A 17,740-nucleotide genomic window follows, 5' to 3' on the forward strand; every position below is an offset into this window, starting at 1 on the left:
CTTCGGGAGTCTGGATCTCGCCGGACGGGGGTTTTCGCTCACCCAGCCCAGTTATCTGTTTACGACGCGCGAGCGTTACTCGGCACAGTCTCCCGTGGGCCACCCGTTCGCCTTAAGCAGCTCCAGGGTCTCGTCACCGAACGGATTCACACCCGGACCGACCGCGAGCGAGTGCGCGACGTGCACGTGCAGGCACTTGACGCGCCCGGGCATGCCGCCGGCGGTGACCTGGTGGCCGAGCGGCTCGATCGCGTCGCGCTCGGCGAGGTAGGTCTCGTGGGTGCGCTGGTAGTGCGCGGCCAGCTCGGGATCGGTGGAGAGCCGCTCGGTCATCTCCTTCATGATCCCGGACGCCTCGATCGTGCCGATCATCGAGTTCAGCTTCGGGCAGGTCAGGTAGTAGAGCGTCGGGAACGGCGTGCCGTTCTCCAGCCGCGGGCTGGTCTGCACCACCGACGGGTGGCCGCTCGGGCACCGCGCGGCCACGGCCCGCAGTGCCCGCGGCGGCCGTCCGAGCTGCTCCGCGATGATCTCGCGGTCGGCGTCGGTGACGGGCTCGAACCGGTGCTGCTGCGTGCTGTTCACGCGGTCCAGGTTAGAGCGTCGGCCCGGCTAACCCGCAGAGACCTGGTTCCAGAGGTTCTCGTACCAGGAGCCGTCCGGGATCTGCTGCTGTCCCTGCTGCGGGGCCGCGTCCGGGGCCTTGTCCTCGGGCAGCTGGACGATGTACGGCGTCTCGCCCGGCTTGACGTACCGCAGCCGGCGCCGGGCCTCGGCCTCGATCTGCGCCGGGTCGCTCAGCTCCGCCTTGCGGCCCTGGAGCTGGGCGACCGTCTGCTGCAGCTGGGCCTGCTGCGCCTGCTGCTCACGGATCTCGGTCCGCTGGGCGAGGTACGTGCGCAGGGGCACGGCGATGGTGAACGCCAGCGCGCACACCACGATCGCCACCACCGCCGCGCGGCGGGTGGTGGACATGCCGAGCACCTTCGCCGCACCCGACGCACGCTTCGCCGCCAGGCTCCGGCGCAGCCGGGCCCGGGTGGTGTCCGCATCGCCGGTGCGGCGCCGCGCCGCCGCCGTGCCGTCCGCGGGCCGGGGCGGCCGGGAGCCCTGGTTTCCCGCGCGCGCCGCCTCGGGACGGCGGGCCGGCGCGGGCCGGTTGGCCCGCGAAGCCCCGCCGCCGCCTCGGCGGTTGCGCGTCGTCCTCCCCCGGTCGGCCATGCCCGGCTCAGCCCTCGGCGCTGAACCGCGGGAAGGCCAGCTCGCCGGCGTACCGGGCGGCGTCGCCGAGGGTCTCCTCGATGCGCAGCAGCTGGTTGTACTTCGCGATCCGCTCGCCGCGGGCCGGGGCCCCGGTCTTGATCTGGCCGACGCCGGTGGCGACCGCGAGGTCGGCGATGAAGGTGTCCTCGGTCTCGCCGGAGCGGTGGCTCATCATCGACTTGTAGCCGAACGACGTGGCCAGCGAGATCGCGTCGAGCGTCTCGGACAGGGTGCCGATCTGGTTGACCTTCACCAGCAGCGCGTTGGCCGCGCGGCGGGTGATGCCCTCCTCGAGCCGGTCCGGGTTGGTGACGAACAGGTCGTCGCCGACGATCTGGACCTTCTCGCCGATCTCGGCGGTCAGGGTGACCCAGCCGTCCCAGTCGTCCTCGCTCAGCGGGTCCTCGATGGAGACCATCGGGTAGTCGCGGATCAGTTCGGCGTAGTAGGCCGACATCTGCTCGGCGCTCTTCTTGCTGCCCTCGAAGGTGTACGCGCCGTCGGCGAAGAACTCCGTCGCGGCGACGTCCAGCGCGAGCGCGACGTCGCGGCCCGGGGTGTAGCCGGCCTTCTCGATGGCCTGCAGGATCAGGTCGAGCGCTTCGCGGTTGTTCGCCAGGTTCGGCGCGAAGCCGCCTTCGTCGCCCAGACCGGTCGAAAGGCCGCGGCCCTTCAGCACCGACTTCAGCGAGTGGTAGACCTCGGCGCCCCAGCGCAGGGCCTCGCGGAAGGTCTCCGCGCCGATCGGCGCGATCATGAACTCCTGGACGTCGACGTTGCTGTCCGCGTGCGAACCGCCGTTGAGGATGTTCAGCATCGGCACGGGCAGCACGTGCGCGTTCGGCCCGCCCAGGTAGCGGAACAGCTCCAGCTCGGCCGACTCGGCGGCGGCCTTCGCGACGGCCAGCGAGACGCCGAGGATGGCGTTCGCGCCGAGGCGGGACTTCGCCGGCGTGCCGTCGAGGTCGACCAGCTTCTGGTCGACGATCCGCTGGTCGACGGCTTCGATGCCGACCATCTCGGGGCCGATCTCGTCGAGCACCGCGGCGACCGCGCGCTCGACGCCCTTGCCGTTGTAGCGGCCGGTGTCGCCGTCCCGCAGCTCGACGGCTTCGTGTTCGCCGGTGGACGCACCCGACGGGACCGCGGCCCGCGCCAGGGTTCCGTCGTCGAGAGCCACCTCCACCTCGACGGTCGGGTTGCCACGCGAGTCCAGAATCTCGCGCGCGCCTACCTGCTCGATGAGAGCCACGCCATGCTCCTCGGTGCGTCGTGCCTGTGCTGGATTTCCGCCTCCGCGGGAAAGCGAACGTCGGCGGGTGGTTTCGGGCCCAGCCTAGCCGTCCGGGCAGTTCACCCGTTGGAGGACTCACCGCCCGCGCGGATGGCTTGCCAGCCCGGCGGCAGCTCGACGTCGTCGGACGTCTGCTGCCAGAACGTCCAGCTGTTGCCCCCGAGGTCGGCGACGGTGAACACCCGGGCGCCGTAGGGCTGGTCCTGCGGCGGGTCGAGCTCGCCCTCCTCGCCGAGCACCGCCTCGATCCGCGCGTAGGCGTCGTCGACGTCGTCGACGTAGAGGATGTTGAGCTGGCCGACCGGCCCCTCGACGCCCTTGGCCGGGAAGTAGTCGGGCCCGACGCCGGCGATCTGGATCCGCGCGTCGCCCGCGCGCAACGTCGCCTGGAAGACCTCGCCGGCCCCGTCGCAGAACCGGACCTCCTCGGTGAACCCGAAGACCCTGGTCAGCCAGGCGAGCGCCGCCGTGGCGTCGGAGTAGTACAGGTAGGGCGCCAGGCCCCGGTACGGGCTGCTCATGGCGGGACAGTCCATCACGTCCCGATCGGCGGCGTGTGCAAGCCCCTCTTCCGAGGTAACGTGGGATGACCATGACGGACGCCGCAGCTGCTTCGCAGCCTCCCGAGGAGTCGCGGTTCCATGCCTTCCGCCAGGCCGAGGATCTGGTCGCCCGCCGCCGTCCGCTGGACGCGCTGAAGGCGCTGCAGCCACTGCTGGATTCCGAAACGGACAAGCCGTCGGTCCACCTCCTGGCCGGGCGCGCGTACTTCCACTCGGCCCAGCTGCGCCGCGCCGAGCAGGCGTTCACCCGGGTGATCGAACTGGACCCGACGGACCACTACGCCCGGTTCATCCTGGGCCGGACCCTCCAGCGCCTCGGCCGGTTCGTCGAGGCACTGGCCCAGATGCGGATGGCGTCGGCGATGAACCCGGTGCCGGAGTACCTCGAGGCGATCAGCGAGGTCAAGGCGCGCATCGCCCTGCGCGAATCCTGACACCAGTGCCGATCGGCCCCCCGGAGATCAGACTTTCGGCCGATCGCTCCGGGCCCCTCGGCCGATCCGCGGCACCCCCTCTTCCGGCGAAGCTGGTTCCAGACCGAATGAGGGAGGAACCGGAAATGTCGATCTTCGCCACGCTGGGTGCCTACGCCGGCTTGCTGCTGCTGGTGCTCATGGCCGTCACGCCGCTGTTCGCCGACCGGGAGCTCTGACTCACGGCGCGACGCTCGCCTCCGCGTAGGCGTCCGCTGCGCTGAAGACGTCCTGGCCGTACGCGACTCCCGAGTTGTAGAACAGGATCGCGCGCCACCAGCCCGCCGGGGTGCCCAGGTCGTCGCCACCCGAACACAGGTAGCGCGCCGCCGTGAAGGCCGCGTCGTCCACGTTCTGCGGGTCCGGCGTACCGCCGTCGCCGTCGGCCCGCTCCTGGTACTTCTTCCACGTCGACGGCAGGAACTGCAACGGACCGATCGCGTGGTCCCACGACTTGTCGCCGTCGAGCTTGCCGCCGTCGGTGTCGTGCACCGCCGGGATGCCCGCCGAGCCGTCCAGCGGCGGGCCGACCACCGGCTTCGCGACGCGGCCGTCCGCGCCGATCGCCGACAGGTCGAAGTCCCCGCGCCCGGCCTCGACCCGGCCGATGCCCGCCAGCGTCGCCCACGACAGGTGACACGTCGGCTTCTGCCGCTGCATCCACATCTCCGCCCGGCCGTACGCGGCGAGCACGCGCGCCGGGAGGTGCGTCTTGCCCGCGACGCGCGCCGCCCACGCGTCCAGCTCGGCCTGGTCGGACACGGCGGGCCGGTCGACCGGGGCGGCGAGCCCGGCGCGCGGCGACTCGGCGCCGGGCTGCGGGCGCTGCTCCGGGATGGACAGCGCCGGTTGCACCGGCGGAGGCGCGGCCGGGGCCTCCGGGTTCCGGACACCGATCGTGAGCACCAGGACCACGCCGGTGACCACGAGCCCGAGTGAGAGGGCCACCCGGCCGACGTACCGCCTGGGCGGGCCGCCCGGAGGCGACGACGGAGGCGTGACGGTCGGCTGAGCGGTTTCGGCCACCCGAACAGGTTACGGAGCCACTCAAGTGGGTCCCTCGACCGGCTGACCAGGCAAGCGGAGGGTAAAAACAGGTCCACTGCCAGCGACGTCACAAAATTCGTTATCGAGTCGACGCGCAAGGCCCTGACCTGCGGTTACCCTAACCTAACTTCGCGCCTGAGTCCCATTTGTCCGGTTGCATCGTTTCGAGCGGCCGCAGGCGCACTGGACTTACAGGTGAGCCTTACCTAAAAACTTCCTGGACCCAGAAAAATTTCAGGAGGCGGACCGGTGTTGTTCTCGAGCGCGTTGATCGGGCTGCGCGAAGGCCTGGAAGCCGCGCTGGTCGTCAGCATCCTGGTGGCGTTCCTGGTCAAGACCGACCGGCGGCACGCGCTCCGCTGGGTGTGGCCGGGCGTCGGGGCCGCGGTGCTGCTCTCGGTCGCCGTCGGCGCGGTCCTGACCTACACCACCGCCCAGCTGTCGTTCGAGCACCAGGAGCTGCTCGGCGGAAGCCTGTCGATCGTCGCGGTCGTGTTCGTGACGGCGATGATCTTCTGGATGCGCAAGGCGTCCAAGAGCATCGCCGCCGAGCTGCGCGGGAAGATGGACGACGCGCTGGACGTCGGCCCGATGGCCGTGCTGCTGCTGTCGTTCCTCGCGGTCGGGCGCGAAGGCCTGGAGACCGCGGTGTTCTTCTACTCCGCCGTCCAGACCGCGCAGTCGGACACCGCGCAGCCGCTGATCGGCTTCGCGATCGGCATCGTGGCGGCGGTCCTCCTGGCGTGGCTGCTCTACAAGGGCGCGGTGCGGTTCAACCTGGCGAAGTTCTTCACGATCACCGGCGTCCTGCTCGTGTTCGTCGCCGCGGGCGTGCTCGGCTACGGCCTGCACGACCTGCAGGAGGCCGCCTTCCTGCCGGGCATCACCACCCTCGCCTTCGACGCCTCGACCGCGCTGCCCGAGACGTCCTGGTACGGCGCCCTGCTCAAGGGCATCTTCAACTACTCGCAGCAGACGACTGCGCTGCAGGCCATCGCCTGGGTCGCCTACGTCGTCATCGTGCTGCCCCTTTTCCTCAAGCCCAGCAAGAAGACCGCGCCGGCGCCCGCCGCCGCGGCCGCCTCGAAGGAGTGACCGCGTGCGCAAGTCCCCCAGAACCCCGCTGGCCATCGTGGCCGGCGCCGCCGTGTTGGTGACGCTGGCCGCGTGCGACAGCCAGGGCACTACCGGGAACGAGACCTCCACGGCCGGCGGCCCGATCAAGGTCGAGGCGTCCGACAGCGCGTGCAACGTCTCGGCGAACACCGCCGCCGCGGGCAACGTGACCTTCGAGATCACCAACAAGGGCACCAAGGTCACCGAGTTCTACCTCTACGCCGAGGGTGACCGGATCATCGGCGAGGTCGAGAACATCGCGCCGGGGCTCAACCGGCGCCTGATCGTCGAAGCCTCCGACGCCGGCAAGTACCAGACGGCGTGCAAGCCGGGCATGGCCGGCAACGGCATCCGCGGCGACTTCACCATCACCGGTGGCGCGCCGAAGCAGGCCGACGCCAACGCGCAGAAGGCCCAGGCCACCAAGAGCTACGCCGACTACGTCGCGAACAACACGGCCGCGCTGGAGGAGGAGACGGGCAAGTTCGTCGACCTCGTCAAGGCCGGCAAGGTCGACGAGGCGAAGGCCGCGTACGCCCGCACGCGCATCTACTACGAGCGCATCGAGCCGGTCGCCGAGAAGTTCGGCGACCTCGACCCGGCCATCGACGTCCGCGAGGCCGACCTCGAGCCGGGCCAGAAGTTCACCGGCTTCCACCGCCTCGAGAAGGACCTGTACGTGACCGGCCTGCAGGCCGACAGCCCGCAGATCGCGGACAAGCTGCTGACCGACGTCAAGGACCTGGTCGCCAAGTCCAAGACCCTCGAGCTGACCGCGCTCGACCTGGCCAACGGCGCGAAGGGCCTGCTCGACGAGGTCGCCACCGGCAAGATCACCGGCGAGGAAGAGACCTTCTCGCACACCGACCTGTGGGACTTCCAGGCCAACGTGGACGGGTCGAAGGGCGCGATCGCGTCGCTGCGGCCGCTGCTGCAGGAGCGTGACGCGGCCCTGGTGTCCACTTTGGACAAGGAGTTCGCGAACGTCCAGGGCCTGCTGGACAAGACGCGCGCCGGTGACGGCTACAAGTTCTACAACCAGCTGTCCCAGGACGAGATCAAGGCGTTCGCCTCGGCGGTCGACGCCCTGAGCGAGCCGCTGAGCAAGGTCGCGGAGGTCGTGTCCAAGTGAGCGAAGACGGCACCCGCGTCTCCCGCCGGAAGCTCTTCGGCCTGGCGGGGGCGGGTGTCGCGCTCGCCGGCGCCGGCGCCGCGGCGGGCATCGGGATCGACAAGGCGACCAGCGGCAGCGCCGAGGCGGCGGTGAGCACCGTCGACTTCCACGGCGAGCACCAGGCCGGGATCGTCACGCCGACCCAGGCGAACCTGCACTTCGCGGCCTTGGATGTCACGACGAAGGACCGCGAGAAGCTGCGTCAGCTGCTCAAGACGTGGACCGACGCGGCCCGCCGGATGACGGCGGGCCAGGAGGTCGTGCCGAACGGCGCGGTGGGCAGCGGTGACTACGCGCCGCCCGGCGACACCGGCGAGGCGCTCGACCTGCCCGCGTCGCACCTGACGCTGACCATCGGCTTCGGCCCGTCGCTGTTCGACGGCCGCTTCGGCCTCGCTGGGAAGCGGCCGCCGCAGCTGATCGACCTGCCGCTGTTCCCGAAGGACAAGCTCGACCCGGCCCGCGGCGGCGGCGACCTGTGCATCCAGGCCTGCGCGGACGACCCGCAGGTGGCGGTGCACGCGGTCCGCAACCTGGTGCGGCTCGGCTTCGGCGTCACCGAGGTCCGCTGGTCGCAGCTCGGTTTCGGCCGCAGCTCGTCGACGTCGCGCGCGCAGCAGACGCCCCGGAACCTGTTCGGGTTCAAGGACGGCACGAACAACATCAAGTCCGAGGACACCGACTTCCTGCGCGACCAGGTGTGGGCCACGCCGGCCGACGGCCAGGCGTGGATGGCCGGCGGCAGCTACCTGGTGGCCCGCCGCATCCGCATGCACATCGAGACGTGGGACCGCGAAACCCTCGACGGCCAGCAGCAGATCGTCGGCCGCACGAAGGGCACCGGGGCCCCGCTGGGCCAGACCGCGGAGTTCGACGAGCTGGACCTCGACGTCGGCGGCGCGGGCGGCGAGAAGGTGATCGCGGAGGACGCACACGTCCGGTTGGCCTCGCACCAGGCGTTGAACGGCGTGCGCATCCTGCGCCGCGGCTACAACTTCGTCGACGGCTCGGACGGCGTCGGGCACCTCGAAGCGGGGCTGTTCTTCTTGGCGTTCAACCGGGACACGCGCACGCAGTACGTCCCGATGCAGCAGGCGCTGTCGTCGAAGGACGCGATGATGGAGTACGTCCAGCACACGGGATCGGCGCACTTCGCGGTACCGCCGGGCATCTCCCCGACCGGCTACTGGGGCGACGGGCTGTTCGCCTAGGCCATCGCGCTCCGGCGCCGATGACCTGCAGGACAGCTCCTAGTCCACCTGCTCGGTCGGGTACACATCACGGATCTTCTGATTGAAGAACCGGCCCTGGCTCGGCGCGCCCAGCAAGTCCCGGTACACGGACTCGGGCACCAGCCGGTAGCGGTAGACGCTCTCGTTCACGAACTCGATCTCCAGGAGGTGCTCCTCCCGGTCGTAGCCGATCGACGCGATCGTCGAGGAGCTGACGGCTTGGCGGTGCATGACCGTCATCATATCCCCTTGCCTAAACCCTTTAGGTAGTTCTACGTTGGGTTTAGGAAGAGGAGGTGACAGTGATGGTTCGCGCCGGGTTGACCACGGAACGCGTGGTGCGTGCGGGCGCCGAGCTGGCCGATGAGATCGGGTTCGATCGCGTGACGCCGTCGGAGCTCGCGCGGCGGTTCGATGTCAAGGTCGCCAGCCTGTATTCGCACGTCAAGAACGCGCACGACCTGCGGACGCGGATCGCGCTGCTGGCACTGGACGAACTTGCCGACCGGGCCGCCGCCGCGCTCGCCGGGCGGGCCGGGCGGGAAGCGCTCGTCGCCTTCGCCGGCGTCTACCGCGACTACGCCCGTGCGCACCCCGGCCGGTTCGCCGCGGCGAACTTGCGGCTCGACGCGGAGACCGCCGCCGGCAGCGCGGGTGTGCGGCACGCGCAGCTCATGCGCGCCATCCTGCGCGGCTACGACCTGGCCGGGCCGGACCAGACGCACGCCGTCCGGCTGCTCGGCAGCTTCTTCCGCGGGTTCGTCGCCCTCGAAGCCGACGGCGGCTTCGACCACAGCCCGCCCGCGTCCGCCGACAGCTGGATGCGCCTGCTCGACGTCCTCGATTCCCTTCTCCGCGATTGGCCACGACCGTGATCACCACTCCCCTGACCGCCGACCTGGTGCGCGGCGCCCTCGAACTCGAAGAAACCCCGCGCGGCCTGGTGGCGCACCGGCTGCCCGCCCGCGCGCGGGCGCAGAACACCGATCCGCGGCTCGCGATGGCCGACACGCAACCCGCCGGGGTCCGCCTGCGCTTCCGCACGACGGCCGCCGTCATCGAACTGGAGACGCTGCCGACCAAGATCGAGTACCCGGGCGCACCGCCGCGGCCGGACGGCGTGTACGACCTGCTCGTCGACGGCAAGCTCACCGCCCAGGCGACCGCGCCCGGCGGCGTGCGGTTCACCGGCCTGCCCGGGCACCTCAAGGACGTCGAGATCTGGTTGCCGCACAACGAAATCACCGAGCTGGTCGCGCTGCGGACGGACGCGCCGGTCTCGCCCGCGGCGCCGCTGGACCGGGTGTGGCTGCACCACGGCAGTTCGATCAGCCAGGGCTCGAACGCGGTCAGCCCGTCGACGACGTGGGCCGCGCTGACCGCGGTCTCGGCCGGGGTCGAGCTGGTCAACCTGGGGTTCAGCGGCAACGCGATGCTGGACCCGTTCACCGCCCGCGCGCTGCGGGACACCCCCGCCGACCTGGTCAGCGTCAAGATCGGCATCAACATCGTCAACGCCGACCTGATGCGCCTGCGCGCGTTCGGCCCGGCGGTGCACGGGTTCCTGGACACGATCCGCGAGGGTCACCCGTCGGCGCCGCTGCTGGTCGTGTCGCCGTTGTACTGCCCGATCCACGAGCGGACGCCCGGCCCGGGCGACTTCGACCACGACGCGCTGGCGTCGGGAGTCGTGCGGTTCCGGGCGACCGGAGTCCCGGCCCCCGACAAGCTGACGCTGGAGGTGATCCGGGAGGAGCTGGCGCGCATCGTTTCGCAGCGGGAAGACCCGGCGTTGCACTACCTGGACGGGCTTTCGCTGTACGGGCCGGCCGACTACGCGGAGTTCCCGCTGCCGGACGAGCTGCACCCCGATGGCGCGTCGCACCGCCTCATCGCCTCGCGCTTCACCGAACTGGCCTTCGGCGGCCCGTTCGCTTGACTTCAACCTCCCTTGAAGTTGAATGCTCGGGGCATGTTCACCGAAGCAGAGCTCGCCTACCTCGACGCCCAGCCGCTCGGCCGGCTGGCCACCCGGCAGCCGAACGGAACCCTGCAGGTCAACCCGGTCGGCTTCCGGTACAACCCGGACGAGAAGACGATCGACGTCACCGGCCACAACCTGCGCGGCAGCAAGAAGTTCCGCAACCTGGCGGCCGACGACCACGTCGCGTTCGTGGTCGACGACCTGCCGTCGACGAACCCGTGGCGGGTGCGCTGCCTGGAGATCCGTGGCCGCGCGGAGGCGCTGACCGAGGTGAACCTCCCGGACAACCACTTCGACGACGCCGTGATCCGGATCCACCCGTCGCGGATCCTGGCGTTCGGCGTGGAGGACTGGAACCGGGAGCCCCTGGAACTCGAGACGAACATCCGCGACGTCTGAGCGGCCGAGGCCACCACGGGCCAGCCATTCAACTGTTGTCTGGCTGGCCCGCCGGTTTCTTGGCAAGGAGTTCCTCGGGTACTCGCACCGAACCAAAGAAGACTTCCTGCTCGTACTCCAAGGCCTGACCAACCAGTTCGATCGCCTTCTTTGTCGCCCTGAGCGCCGCCGTTTCGTCCGGCAGATCACTTATGGCCAGCGCGAACAGCTTCAATTCCCACATGCGGACGATTTGGTCGAACACCAGCCGCTGAGTCCGATACAATCGCCAGTTATCGTTCCAGGCGTAAAAGGCGGACAGACCTCCGACGAGTGCGATACCCACACTGAGACCGGAGAGTAAAACGTTCTCGAACCGGTATTCGATCTCATTCAGCAGGGCGACAACGAAAGGGAAGCTGACGCTCAAGACAATCTCTACCAGGCCCGTCACCCGGAACCAGTTCATGTGAGCACGCCCGTACCGACGGTACCGCCGCATTTGGGGGTGCACGGCGTGGTACATCAGGTCGGCATACTTAGGAAATGTCTCGGTGACGAACGACGCCCACGGGTATCGGCCACGCCGTTTGACCAGCGCCCGCTCAGCCTTGTCCGGCTTCGGACGAGCCGTTTCCCGATCGGTTCTATCCGCTTCCGAATTACCTGGGCCCGGTTCCGATTCGCCACTGTCGGGTTCGGCTTGGTCTTCATCTGGCTCCAGACCGTCCCCGCCCGACTCCACGCCATCCGCCCTCGTCTCCGTCATGCCACGCTCCCAGTCGGTGTGCCGGTCTGAACACTTCGTCGCATCGGTAGTCGCGGCAAGTACCCCGCTTTGTTTCACCGCCGTCACGACAACCGGCATTGGCTCGACTGTCACGTTCCATCGCAGATACTTGCCCTAGCGGCGGCCGCCCCACACCGTGTACGCCACGGTTCCGGTGACCGCCAGCAGCACCGCTGTCCAGGTGGCCACCGGTGTTTCCGCGCTCTGCAGCATCCAGGCCGCGATCTCACTGGCCGTCGAGCCGTCGTTCTTCACGAAGAGCGCCACCGCCGACCAGGCCACCGGCAAGGTCCAGCCGAACTGGCCGCCTGCCGTCGTGGCGGCCAGGCCGGTCAGGCCCAGCAGGCCCGCCGCGTCGCGGAGGATGATCGACAAGTCGACCGTCGACGAGCCCAGCTGCTGCACCGCCAGCACCGCGCCCGCCGAGGCCAGGCCGATCAGCGCCAGGTGGGCGAAGCGCCTGCGCGACCACGGGAGCGCCGCTGTGCGATCGAGGTCCGGGTCCTGGCCGCTCAGGCCGATCGCGGCCACCGCGATCGACGCCGTCAGGGCCAGCAACGCCTGGGGCAGCGCCCAGTCGTCGCGGGACAGGAGCCACACCACCGCCGTGCTCACCACCAGTGCCGCGAACGCCGCCGGCAGCTGGCGTGAACGCGCGTACAGCACCGCCCACCTCATCGCGGGCCACCCGGCACCAGCTTCTCGAGCGGGTCGCCCTGGCAGGTCAGCAGCACCTGCCGCGCCTCGGCGACGCGGGTGAGCTGGACGTCCGGTGGCAGCGCGCGGAACGTCGCCCACAGCTGCCCGGCCACGCCGAACTTGTCCTTGAACCAGCCCCCGCCGTACTCCGGCAGCAGCTTCAGCTCGCCCGTGAAGTACGCGGCAGTGATCATCCGCGCGGCCTGGTCGGAGAACATGGCCCTGCTCCAGCCGGTGCACGAGGGCACGCCGGCGCCGGCCAGGACCGCGAGGCGCAGGGTGGCCGCGTCCGCCTTGGCGAGGTCGTCGCGCTGGAAGTCCAGGTAGACGACGTCGGCGGCGCGCGCCGACGGCACGTCCGGCTGCCCGGCCGCGATGCGCTCCTCGATCCGGTCCGGTGCGCCGGGCAGCCTCGCCAGCAGTGCCAAGGCTTCCCGGCCCGGTGCGGCCAGCGCGGCCAGGCTGCCGGCGTGCATCCGGCTGAGGCAGATCGGGCCATCGCAGACCTTCTCGGCCGCGACGGTGTCGATGGTGAGCACGTCCGCCTGCGTGGCCGGGAAGAGCGGCAACGCGATCGCGACGCCCGCGACCACCGGCAGCAGCCCGAGCAGCCGGGCCCGCACGGAATCCGCCGCCAGCACCAGGAACCCGGTCGCGGCGAGGCCGAGGAACCAGACAGCCTGCCCGACGTCGAGCGACACCGGAGTCGTCACCATCATGCCCCGCGGCTCGGCGAGCGCCGGGGCCAGCAGCCCGGCCCGGGCGGGCAGGACCGAGTCGATGCCCGGCTCGAGCGCCATCCAGCAGAGGGTGGTGAGGACGAGCGTCACGACGGCGAGCCCGGGCGCGGTCAGCGGGTGCGGCAGTAGCCGCCCGACGGCCAGGCCCAGCCAGCTCCCGGCCACCACCCCGAGGAGCCCGACGAGCAGCACCGGCACGAAGCCCGCCGAGAAGAACCCGCCGTGCGCCAGGACTTCGACCGCGCCGACGGCGAACACGAGCAGGAACCCCAGCGCGCTCGCCCCGCCGACCGCACCCGCGAGCCGCGCGGCCCGGTGCCGGCTCGGACGGGACGTGGTCGTGAGCAGTTCGACCATGCCGGAGCGGCTGTCGCGCATCCCTTGGATCGCGCCGGCCCCGACGACGATCGGCCAGAGGAACTGCAGGAGGAAACGCACCCAGAGGGCGGTGGTGGTCGCGTGCGCGGTCCACGGCGCGGGGACCTTCCACCACGGCCCGGTGAGCAGGAAGAGGAACCCGAGCGCGACGGCCAGGATCGCCAGGCCGGCCCAGGGCGCGATGGACCGCCGGAGCTCGATGCGCAGGATCATCGGGCCACCTCCGGACGGGAGGGGGCGGTTCCGGCGCGTGCCGGACCGGAGGGACTCGAGCCCTCCGCCGGCGGCTGAGGGTGCCGTGGTTCGGTGCACGTCGTCATCACCACGCCCCCTGACCCGGCTCGTGGTTCAGCAACGCCGAATAGCCGCGCTCGATCGGGCTGTCGCCGACGTGCTCCGCCGTGCCCGCTGCCGCCAGTGCGTCCGGAGTGCCCTGGAACACGAGCTTTCCCCCGGCGAAGAGCACCACGTCGGTGCACGCCGTCGCGACGTCCTCCACCAGGTGCGTCGAGATCAGCACGCACGAGTCCTGCCCCAGCTCCTGGACCAGTTCGCGGAACCGCACCCGCTGGGCCGGGTCGAGGCCGGCCGTCGGCTCGTCGAGCAGGAGGATGTCCGGGTCGTTGACGATCGCCTGGGCGATCCCCACCCGGCGGACCATGCCGCCCGACAGGGTCTTCATGCGGTCGTCCGCGCGGTCGGCAAGGCCCACCCGCTCGATCGCGCGCTGCACCGCACCCGGGATGTCCTCTTTGGACATCTCCTTCAGCCACGCCAGGTATTCGACGAACTCGCGGACCGTGAACCGCTTGTAGTAGCCGAAGTTCTGGGGCAGGTAGCCGATCCGGCGGCGCAGTTCGCGCTGCCCCGTGCGGCCGCCGGCCGGTGCGCCGAGCAGCGCCAAGCTGCCCGACGCCGGCCGGAGGACCGTCGCCAACGCCCGGATCAGCGTCGTCTTGCCCGCGCCGTTCGGCCCGAGCAGGCCGTGCACCCCCTTGCCCAGGGACAGGTCCAGCCCGTCCACCGCCATCTTCGCCCGCCCCACCCGCACCTTCAGGCCCTCCGCCCGGATCTCCCAGGCGTAGGTCGTCGGTGCGACCTCGGCGGCTCCCACTGCCCGCATGTCTTCCTCCCTAGTGATGCGCGCCGAGCCGGGTGAACGCCGTCCTGCGCAGGACGACGACCACCGTGGTCAGCGCGAAGATCCCGGCCCACACCGGCAGCGCGCCGGTGCTGAGCGCAAACGTTTGCCCCTGGACGGCGAAGCTCGGCAGCACGATGACGCCGGCCCACAAGCCGAGCAGCGCGTACGCCGCCCGGCTGACCCCGACCAGCCCGCCGAGCGCGAGCGTCCCGGTGGTGAACGCCAGGCTCGGCAGCAGCCAGAGCGCCGGCGCGGTACCCGTCAGCCACCCGGCGACACCGAGCACCGGCAGGACGACGGCGAGCACCGCCACCGTCCGCCGCGCGACCAGGTAGAGCCCGGCCCGCGGCGTCGCGGCGACGACCTCGTACGCCGGGTCGAGCCCCCGGGCCCACGACGCGGCCACCCCCAGCACCGGCAGCACCGGCGCGAAGAGCTGGACCCCCGTCACGTCGAGCACGGAGTGCCAGACCTGGTCGAGCACGACCGCGAGCAGCGTGACCAGCCCGATCATCGCCAGCCACGGCACCATCGCCGGCGTGACCCACGTGTCGAGCCACCGCCGCCGGTACCGCTGCCGCCGAGGCTCCCGGGGCGGCACGGGCGGCCCGTGGAACGGAACACCCGACAGCTCGATTTCGACGCCGAGCCGGTTCCAGACGACGTCCACCACCGGCTGGACGGGCGCCACCTCGGCGAGCCGCCCCCGGCACACCCGGCACGTCTCGAGGTGCGCTTCGAGGCCCCACAGCCGATCGGCAGGGAGGCCGTGGCCAGCCACGTACTCGGCGATCAGCTCGTCCGACGCGTGGGTCATGACAGGGCCTCCTTCATCGCGAACCGCGCCCGGCGCGCGCGGGTCTTGACGGTTCCTTCCGGCAGCCCCAGCAGGACGGCGGTCTCCCGGACGGTCAGCCCGTCGAGCACCATCGCCTGCAGCACCGCCCGCAGCTCGGGGGCGAGGTCGCGCAGCGCGTCACCGACCTCGTCACCGATCGTCGCCGCCAGCGCCACGTCCTCCGCCGCCGGCACCGGCGCGACGTCGAAGGCCACCTCCGCCGGCACCTCGGCGTGGTGCGCCCGGCGCCGGAACGCGTCGACCAGCCGCCGCGCGGCGATCGTCCACAGCCAGCCGACCGCGGTCCCGCCGGTCGCGGCCCCCGCGAACGACGCCGCCGCGCGCCACACGGCCAGGTACGTCTCCTGCATGACCTCGGCGACGATCTGGTCGTCGGCGCACCGGCGGCGCAGGCGCACGGCGAGCCAGGGCGACGTGCGGCGGTAGAGCTCCTCGAACGCCGCGCGGTCGCCCTTGGCCGTGCGCCGGACGAGGTGCTCCTCGTCGGCGTCCTCCAGTGGCGGTTTCCTCACACCAGGCAAGACGCCGGATCGCCCGGAACGGTTCTCCCCCGGGTGTGCGCTACGTCACATCGAGTGAGAGGGCCAGAACTTCCGCCAGCCGTCGGCCTCCAGCGTCGTCGGCTCCAGCCCGACGTCGCGAGCGGCCTGCTCGGCGGCCCGGACGTCGTTCGCGAACTGCTTCGCCAGCGCCCGCAGCTCACCCTCGGGGTCGACGCCCGCGCGCCGCGCCGTCGCCGCGATGCGGAACAGCTGGGCGGCGGCGCCGGTGCCCGCCGGGAAGAGGTCGAGCGGGATGCCCGCGCGCCCGGACCGCTGCCCGAGCTTGCCGGCCAGCGCGACCGCGGGCTGCCCGAGCGCCACTCCGTCCACAATAGACTTGCGCTGCTTCTCCTGCTGCTTCAGCTCTTCCCACTTGAGGTTCTGGTGCTCGACCGTGTGCACCCGGTCGGCGTCGGCGAAGACGTGCGGGTGCCGGCCGACCAGCTTCGCGACCAGGTCGGCGGCGACCTCGTCGATGCCGAACGGGTCGGCGGCGTCCTCGGCCGCGACCCGCGCGTGGAAGAGCACCTGGAGCAGAACGTCGCCGAGCTCCTCGCGCAGCGCCTCGCGGTCGCCCGACTCGATGGCGTCGAGCAGCTCGTAGGTCTCCTCGACCAGGTACTGCCGGAGCGAATCGTGCGTCTGGGCCGCGTCCCACGGGCAGCCGCCCGGCGAGCGGAGCCGGTCCATCACCTCGGCGGCCTCGACCAGCGGCGCCGCCGGCGTCTCGATGACCTCCGCGCCGGTCGCGATGAGCAGCGACGCCGCGGGCTCGTCCCGGGACCCGGCGAGCAGCACGACGTCCTTCAGCGACGGCGCCTCGGTGATGTCCGGAACGCCGAACAGGCTCGCGTCGACGTCCGTGGCCGCGTACACGGCGGTGGCGTCACGAAGGATCTTCAGCGCCGCGGCGGGCAGGGTCGCCCCGCGGACGACCACGACGACGCCCGTGCTCACTGCTGCGTGCGGCCGGAACCACCCTGGGGCAGCACGAGGCCCTGGGCGGCGTCCAGGTTCTGGAGGACGGTCATGCCCACCACGTCCCACACGCCGTAGCGCTTGTTGATCCGCACGTCGGACTGGTCGAACAGCGGCTGCAGCTGCCGCATGCCGATCGCGGTCTTGGAGGCGTCGTCGAGGGCCGGCGCCTGCTCCGTGGCCACGGGCTTGTCGTCCACGCGCTGGCGGACCACCGCGACGAACCAGGTGCCCTCGCGGTTCGGGTAGGGGAAGACCGTGACGGTGCCGGCCGGCGACCCGAAGAGCGGGCTGGCGGCGAGTACGCCGGCCTGCGACGCGGGCACCGCCTCGCCGACGCCGGTGAGCGGCGGGATCGAGTCGGTGCTCTGCCCCTGCTGGGCCGCCTGCTGCCGCAGCGACGCCTCGTACTGGGCGTCGGCGCCGATGCGCTTGGTCGCGGCCGCCGGGTCGGCGGCGAACTGCCGGGCGAGGTCGAAGGCCGCGTTCTTCGCGTCGGGCCCCTTGAGCGTGGCACCGGTGGTGGAGTCCGGCATCGAGCCGATGGACGTGTAGTCGAAGGTGACCGACAGGTTCGGGACGGTCTTCTCGGCCAGCGCCTGGGCGAGGTAGGTGTCGGTCAGCGCCTCGCGGTGGTCGCGGGTGCGGGTGACGAGCTCGCTGACCGCCTGGTTCTCGTCGGCCGCGTCGGCGGACACCGTGCCGTTGAGGGGGTCCTTGGCCAGCTGGGCTTCGATTTGCCCGTAGTTGGGCGTGATGCCCTGCTTTTCCGCGGCCGTGGCGAGCAGCTCGTGCAACACGAGCGAGCTGACGACCGCCCGCCCGAGCACGTCGAGCTTGTGCTCCGCGGCGAGCTTGCGCGCGTAGGGCTGCTCGCGGACGGCCTTGTCGATGAGGTTCTGCACCTGGTCGATGGAAACCGAGCGGTCGCCGACGATGGCGGCGCTGCCGACCTGGCTGGGGCCGGAGCCGCACCCGGCGAGCAGAAGAGCACCGGCAACAACCGCGACCAGCGCGCGAGGGCGCCCGATGATCCGCATCACAGGCCATACCCTCTCACACCATCGCACCCGAAACGCAACACCC

At 71.1% G+C, this 17,740-nt stretch carries 21 protein-coding genes; 7 read left to right on the forward strand and 14 right to left on the reverse strand.

What is annotated here, in order from left to right; translation table 11 throughout:
- Positions 1-75 precede the first annotated feature (75 nt).
- The 4 genes from QSK39_RS05625 to QSK39_RS05640 all read right to left on the reverse strand — a co-directional run bounded on the left by QSK39_RS05625 (position 76) and on the right by QSK39_RS05640 (position 3,078).
- Positions 76-585 carry a DUF501 domain-containing protein gene (locus QSK39_RS05625; protein WP_155540935.1) on the reverse strand — a complete coding sequence of 170 codons (510 nt, stop codon included), beginning with the start codon at positions 583-585 and terminating at the stop codon, positions 76-78.
- Between the two features lie 27 nt (positions 586-612).
- A complete protein-coding gene (locus QSK39_RS05630) occupies positions 613-975 on the reverse strand; it encodes an FtsB family cell division protein (RefSeq protein ID WP_285477938.1) in 363 nt (120 codons plus the stop codon).
- Positions 976-1,228: 253 nt separating this feature from the next.
- Positions 1,229-2,515, reverse strand: a complete 1,287-nt coding sequence (gene eno / locus QSK39_RS05635; protein ID WP_155540934.1) for a phosphopyruvate hydratase — start codon at positions 2,513-2,515, stop codon at positions 1,229-1,231.
- Between the two features lie 101 nt (positions 2,516-2,616).
- Positions 2,617-3,078, reverse strand: coding sequence for a VOC family protein (locus tag QSK39_RS05640; RefSeq protein WP_285476579.1), 462 nt, complete (start codon positions 3,076-3,078; stop codon positions 2,617-2,619).
- 71 nt (positions 3,079-3,149) lie between these two features.
- Between QSK39_RS05640 and QSK39_RS05645 the strand changes: the two genes are divergently transcribed.
- On the forward strand, positions 3,150-3,554 hold the full coding sequence (locus QSK39_RS05645) for a tetratricopeptide repeat protein (RefSeq protein WP_285477939.1): 405 nt from the start codon (positions 3,150-3,152) through the stop codon (positions 3,552-3,554).
- Positions 3,555-3,773: 219 nt separating this feature from the next.
- Here QSK39_RS05645 and QSK39_RS05650 read toward each other — a convergent pair whose 3' ends face one another.
- Complete coding sequence (locus QSK39_RS05650) at positions 3,774-4,520, reverse strand: lytic murein transglycosylase (RefSeq protein WP_285477940.1); 747 nt, start codon at positions 4,518-4,520, stop codon at positions 3,774-3,776.
- 369 nt (positions 4,521-4,889) lie between these two features.
- Between QSK39_RS05650 and efeU the strand changes: the two genes are divergently transcribed.
- Genes efeU through efeB form a run of 3 tightly spaced genes read left to right on the forward strand, consistent with a single transcriptional unit; the run spans position 4,890 to position 8,141 of the window.
- On the forward strand, positions 4,890-5,735 hold the full coding sequence (efeU, locus tag QSK39_RS05655) for an iron uptake transporter permease EfeU (RefSeq protein WP_285476580.1): 846 nt from the start codon (positions 4,890-4,892) through the stop codon (positions 5,733-5,735).
- A gap of 4 nt (positions 5,736-5,739) precedes the next feature.
- Positions 5,740-6,888, forward strand: coding sequence for an iron uptake system protein EfeO (gene efeO / locus QSK39_RS05660; RefSeq protein ID WP_285476581.1), 1,149 nt, complete (start codon positions 5,740-5,742; stop codon positions 6,886-6,888).
- Positions 6,885-8,141: an iron uptake transporter deferrochelatase/peroxidase subunit gene (gene efeB / locus QSK39_RS05665; protein WP_285476582.1), complete on the forward strand. Its 1,257-nt coding sequence runs from the start codon at positions 6,885-6,887 to the stop codon at positions 8,139-8,141. Before efeO ends, efeB begins: the two co-directional genes overlap by 4 nt.
- Positions 8,142-8,180: 39 nt before the next feature.
- Here efeB and QSK39_RS05670 read toward each other — a convergent pair whose 3' ends face one another.
- On the reverse strand, positions 8,181-8,393 hold the full coding sequence (locus tag QSK39_RS05670) for a KTSC domain-containing protein (RefSeq protein ID WP_285476583.1): 213 nt from the start codon (positions 8,391-8,393) through the stop codon (positions 8,181-8,183).
- Between the two features lie 74 nt (positions 8,394-8,467).
- Here QSK39_RS05670 and QSK39_RS05675 point away from each other — a divergent pair, with 74 nt between their 5' ends.
- From QSK39_RS05675 to QSK39_RS05685, 3 genes are read left to right on the forward strand one after another with little or no spacing between them, the layout of a single operon-like run.
- Positions 8,468-9,037 (forward strand): TetR/AcrR family transcriptional regulator, encoded by a 570-nt coding sequence (locus QSK39_RS05675; protein ID WP_285477941.1) that lies wholly within the window; start codon positions 8,468-8,470, stop codon positions 9,035-9,037.
- On the forward strand, positions 9,034-10,101 hold the full coding sequence (locus QSK39_RS05680; RefSeq protein WP_285477942.1) for a GDSL-type esterase/lipase family protein: 1,068 nt from the start codon (positions 9,034-9,036) through the stop codon (positions 10,099-10,101). Before QSK39_RS05675 ends, QSK39_RS05680 begins: the two co-directional genes overlap by 4 nt.
- A 33-nt stretch (positions 10,102-10,134) precedes the next feature.
- Positions 10,135-10,545 carry a PPOX class F420-dependent oxidoreductase gene (locus tag QSK39_RS05685; RefSeq protein ID WP_285476584.1) on the forward strand — a complete coding sequence of 137 codons (411 nt, stop codon included), beginning with the start codon at positions 10,135-10,137 and terminating at the stop codon, positions 10,543-10,545.
- A gap of 28 nt (positions 10,546-10,573) precedes the next feature.
- On the opposite strand, the gene QSK39_RS05690 is transcribed toward QSK39_RS05685, so the two are convergent.
- The 8 genes from QSK39_RS05690 to QSK39_RS05725 all read right to left on the reverse strand — a co-directional run bounded on the left by QSK39_RS05690 (position 10,574) and on the right by QSK39_RS05725 (position 17,694).
- Positions 10,574-11,392 (reverse strand): DUF4231 domain-containing protein, encoded by an 819-nt coding sequence (locus QSK39_RS05690; protein ID WP_285476585.1) that lies wholly within the window; start codon positions 11,390-11,392, stop codon positions 10,574-10,576.
- 36 nt (positions 11,393-11,428) lie between these two features.
- Complete coding sequence (locus QSK39_RS05695; RefSeq protein WP_285476586.1) at positions 11,429-11,992, reverse strand: hypothetical protein; 564 nt, start codon at positions 11,990-11,992, stop codon at positions 11,429-11,431.
- On the reverse strand, positions 11,989-13,344 hold the full coding sequence (locus QSK39_RS05700; RefSeq protein ID WP_285476587.1) for a hypothetical protein: 1,356 nt from the start codon (positions 13,342-13,344) through the stop codon (positions 11,989-11,991). The genes QSK39_RS05695 and QSK39_RS05700 overlap by 4 nt, the downstream gene beginning before the upstream one ends.
- Before the next feature lie 106 nt (positions 13,345-13,450).
- A complete protein-coding gene (locus QSK39_RS05705; protein ID WP_285476588.1) occupies positions 13,451-14,254 on the reverse strand; it encodes an ABC transporter ATP-binding protein in 804 nt (267 codons plus the stop codon).
- A 10-nt stretch (positions 14,255-14,264) separates the two neighbouring features.
- Positions 14,265-15,092: a zf-HC2 domain-containing protein gene (locus QSK39_RS05710; protein WP_285476589.1), complete on the reverse strand. Its 828-nt coding sequence runs from the start codon at positions 15,090-15,092 to the stop codon at positions 14,265-14,267.
- Positions 15,089-15,646, reverse strand: coding sequence for an RNA polymerase sigma factor (locus QSK39_RS05715; protein WP_285476590.1), 558 nt, complete (start codon positions 15,644-15,646; stop codon positions 15,089-15,091). The genes QSK39_RS05710 and QSK39_RS05715 overlap by 4 nt, the downstream gene beginning before the upstream one ends.
- 54 nt (positions 15,647-15,700) lie before the next feature.
- Entirely contained in the window at positions 15,701-16,633 is a 933-nt protein-coding gene (locus tag QSK39_RS05720; protein WP_285476591.1) for a nucleoside triphosphate pyrophosphohydrolase, read from the reverse strand.
- On the reverse strand, positions 16,630-17,694 hold the full coding sequence (locus QSK39_RS05725; RefSeq protein ID WP_285476592.1) for a SurA N-terminal domain-containing protein: 1,065 nt from the start codon (positions 17,692-17,694) through the stop codon (positions 16,630-16,632). Before QSK39_RS05725 ends, QSK39_RS05720 begins: the two co-directional genes overlap by 4 nt.
- Positions 17,695-17,740 lie beyond the last annotated feature (46 nt).

Source organism: Amycolatopsis sp. NBRC 101858 (assembly GCF_030269325.1).
GTDB lineage: Bacteria > Actinomycetota > Actinomycetes > Mycobacteriales > Pseudonocardiaceae > Amycolatopsis > Amycolatopsis ponsaeliensis.

Excerpts from the sequence above, each read along its gene's own strand:
- QSK39_RS05675 (WP_285477941.1), top strand. The coding sequence starts at position 8,468 with ATGGTTCGCGCCGGGTTGACCACGGAACGCGTGGTGCGTGCGGGCGCC.
- QSK39_RS05695 (WP_285476586.1), bottom strand. The coding sequence starts at position 11,992 with ATGAGGTGGGCGGTGCTGTACGCGCGTTCACGCCAGCTGCCGGCGGCG.
- QSK39_RS05710 (WP_285476589.1), bottom strand. The coding sequence starts at position 15,092 with ATGACCCACGCGTCGGACGAGCTGATCGCCGAGTACGTGGCTGGCCAC.
- QSK39_RS05645 (WP_285477939.1), top strand. The coding sequence starts at position 3,150 with ATGACGGACGCCGCAGCTGCTTCGCAGCCTCCCGAGGAGTCGCGGTTC.
- QSK39_RS05670 (WP_285476583.1), bottom strand. The coding sequence starts at position 8,393 with ATGCACCGCCAAGCCGTCAGCTCCTCGACGATCGCGTCGATCGGCTAC.
- QSK39_RS05705 (WP_285476588.1), bottom strand. The coding sequence starts at position 14,254 with ATGCGGGCAGTGGGAGCCGCCGAGGTCGCACCGACGACCTACGCCTGG.
- QSK39_RS05640 (WP_285476579.1), bottom strand. The coding sequence starts at position 3,078 with ATGAGCAGCCCGTACCGGGGCCTGGCGCCCTACCTGTACTACTCCGAC.
- QSK39_RS05690 (WP_285476585.1), bottom strand. The coding sequence starts at position 11,392 with ATGCCGGTTGTCGTGACGGCGGTGAAACAAAGCGGGGTACTTGCCGCG.
- QSK39_RS05700 (WP_285476587.1), bottom strand. The coding sequence starts at position 13,344 with ATGATCCTGCGCATCGAGCTCCGGCGGTCCATCGCGCCCTGGGCCGGC.
- QSK39_RS05685 (WP_285476584.1), top strand. The coding sequence starts at position 10,135 with ATGTTCACCGAAGCAGAGCTCGCCTACCTCGACGCCCAGCCGCTCGGC.
- QSK39_RS05725 (WP_285476592.1), bottom strand. The coding sequence starts at position 17,694 with ATGCGGATCATCGGGCGCCCTCGCGCGCTGGTCGCGGTTGTTGCCGGT.
- QSK39_RS05630 (WP_285477938.1), bottom strand. The coding sequence starts at position 975 with ATGTCCACCACCCGCCGCGCGGCGGTGGTGGCGATCGTGGTGTGCGCG.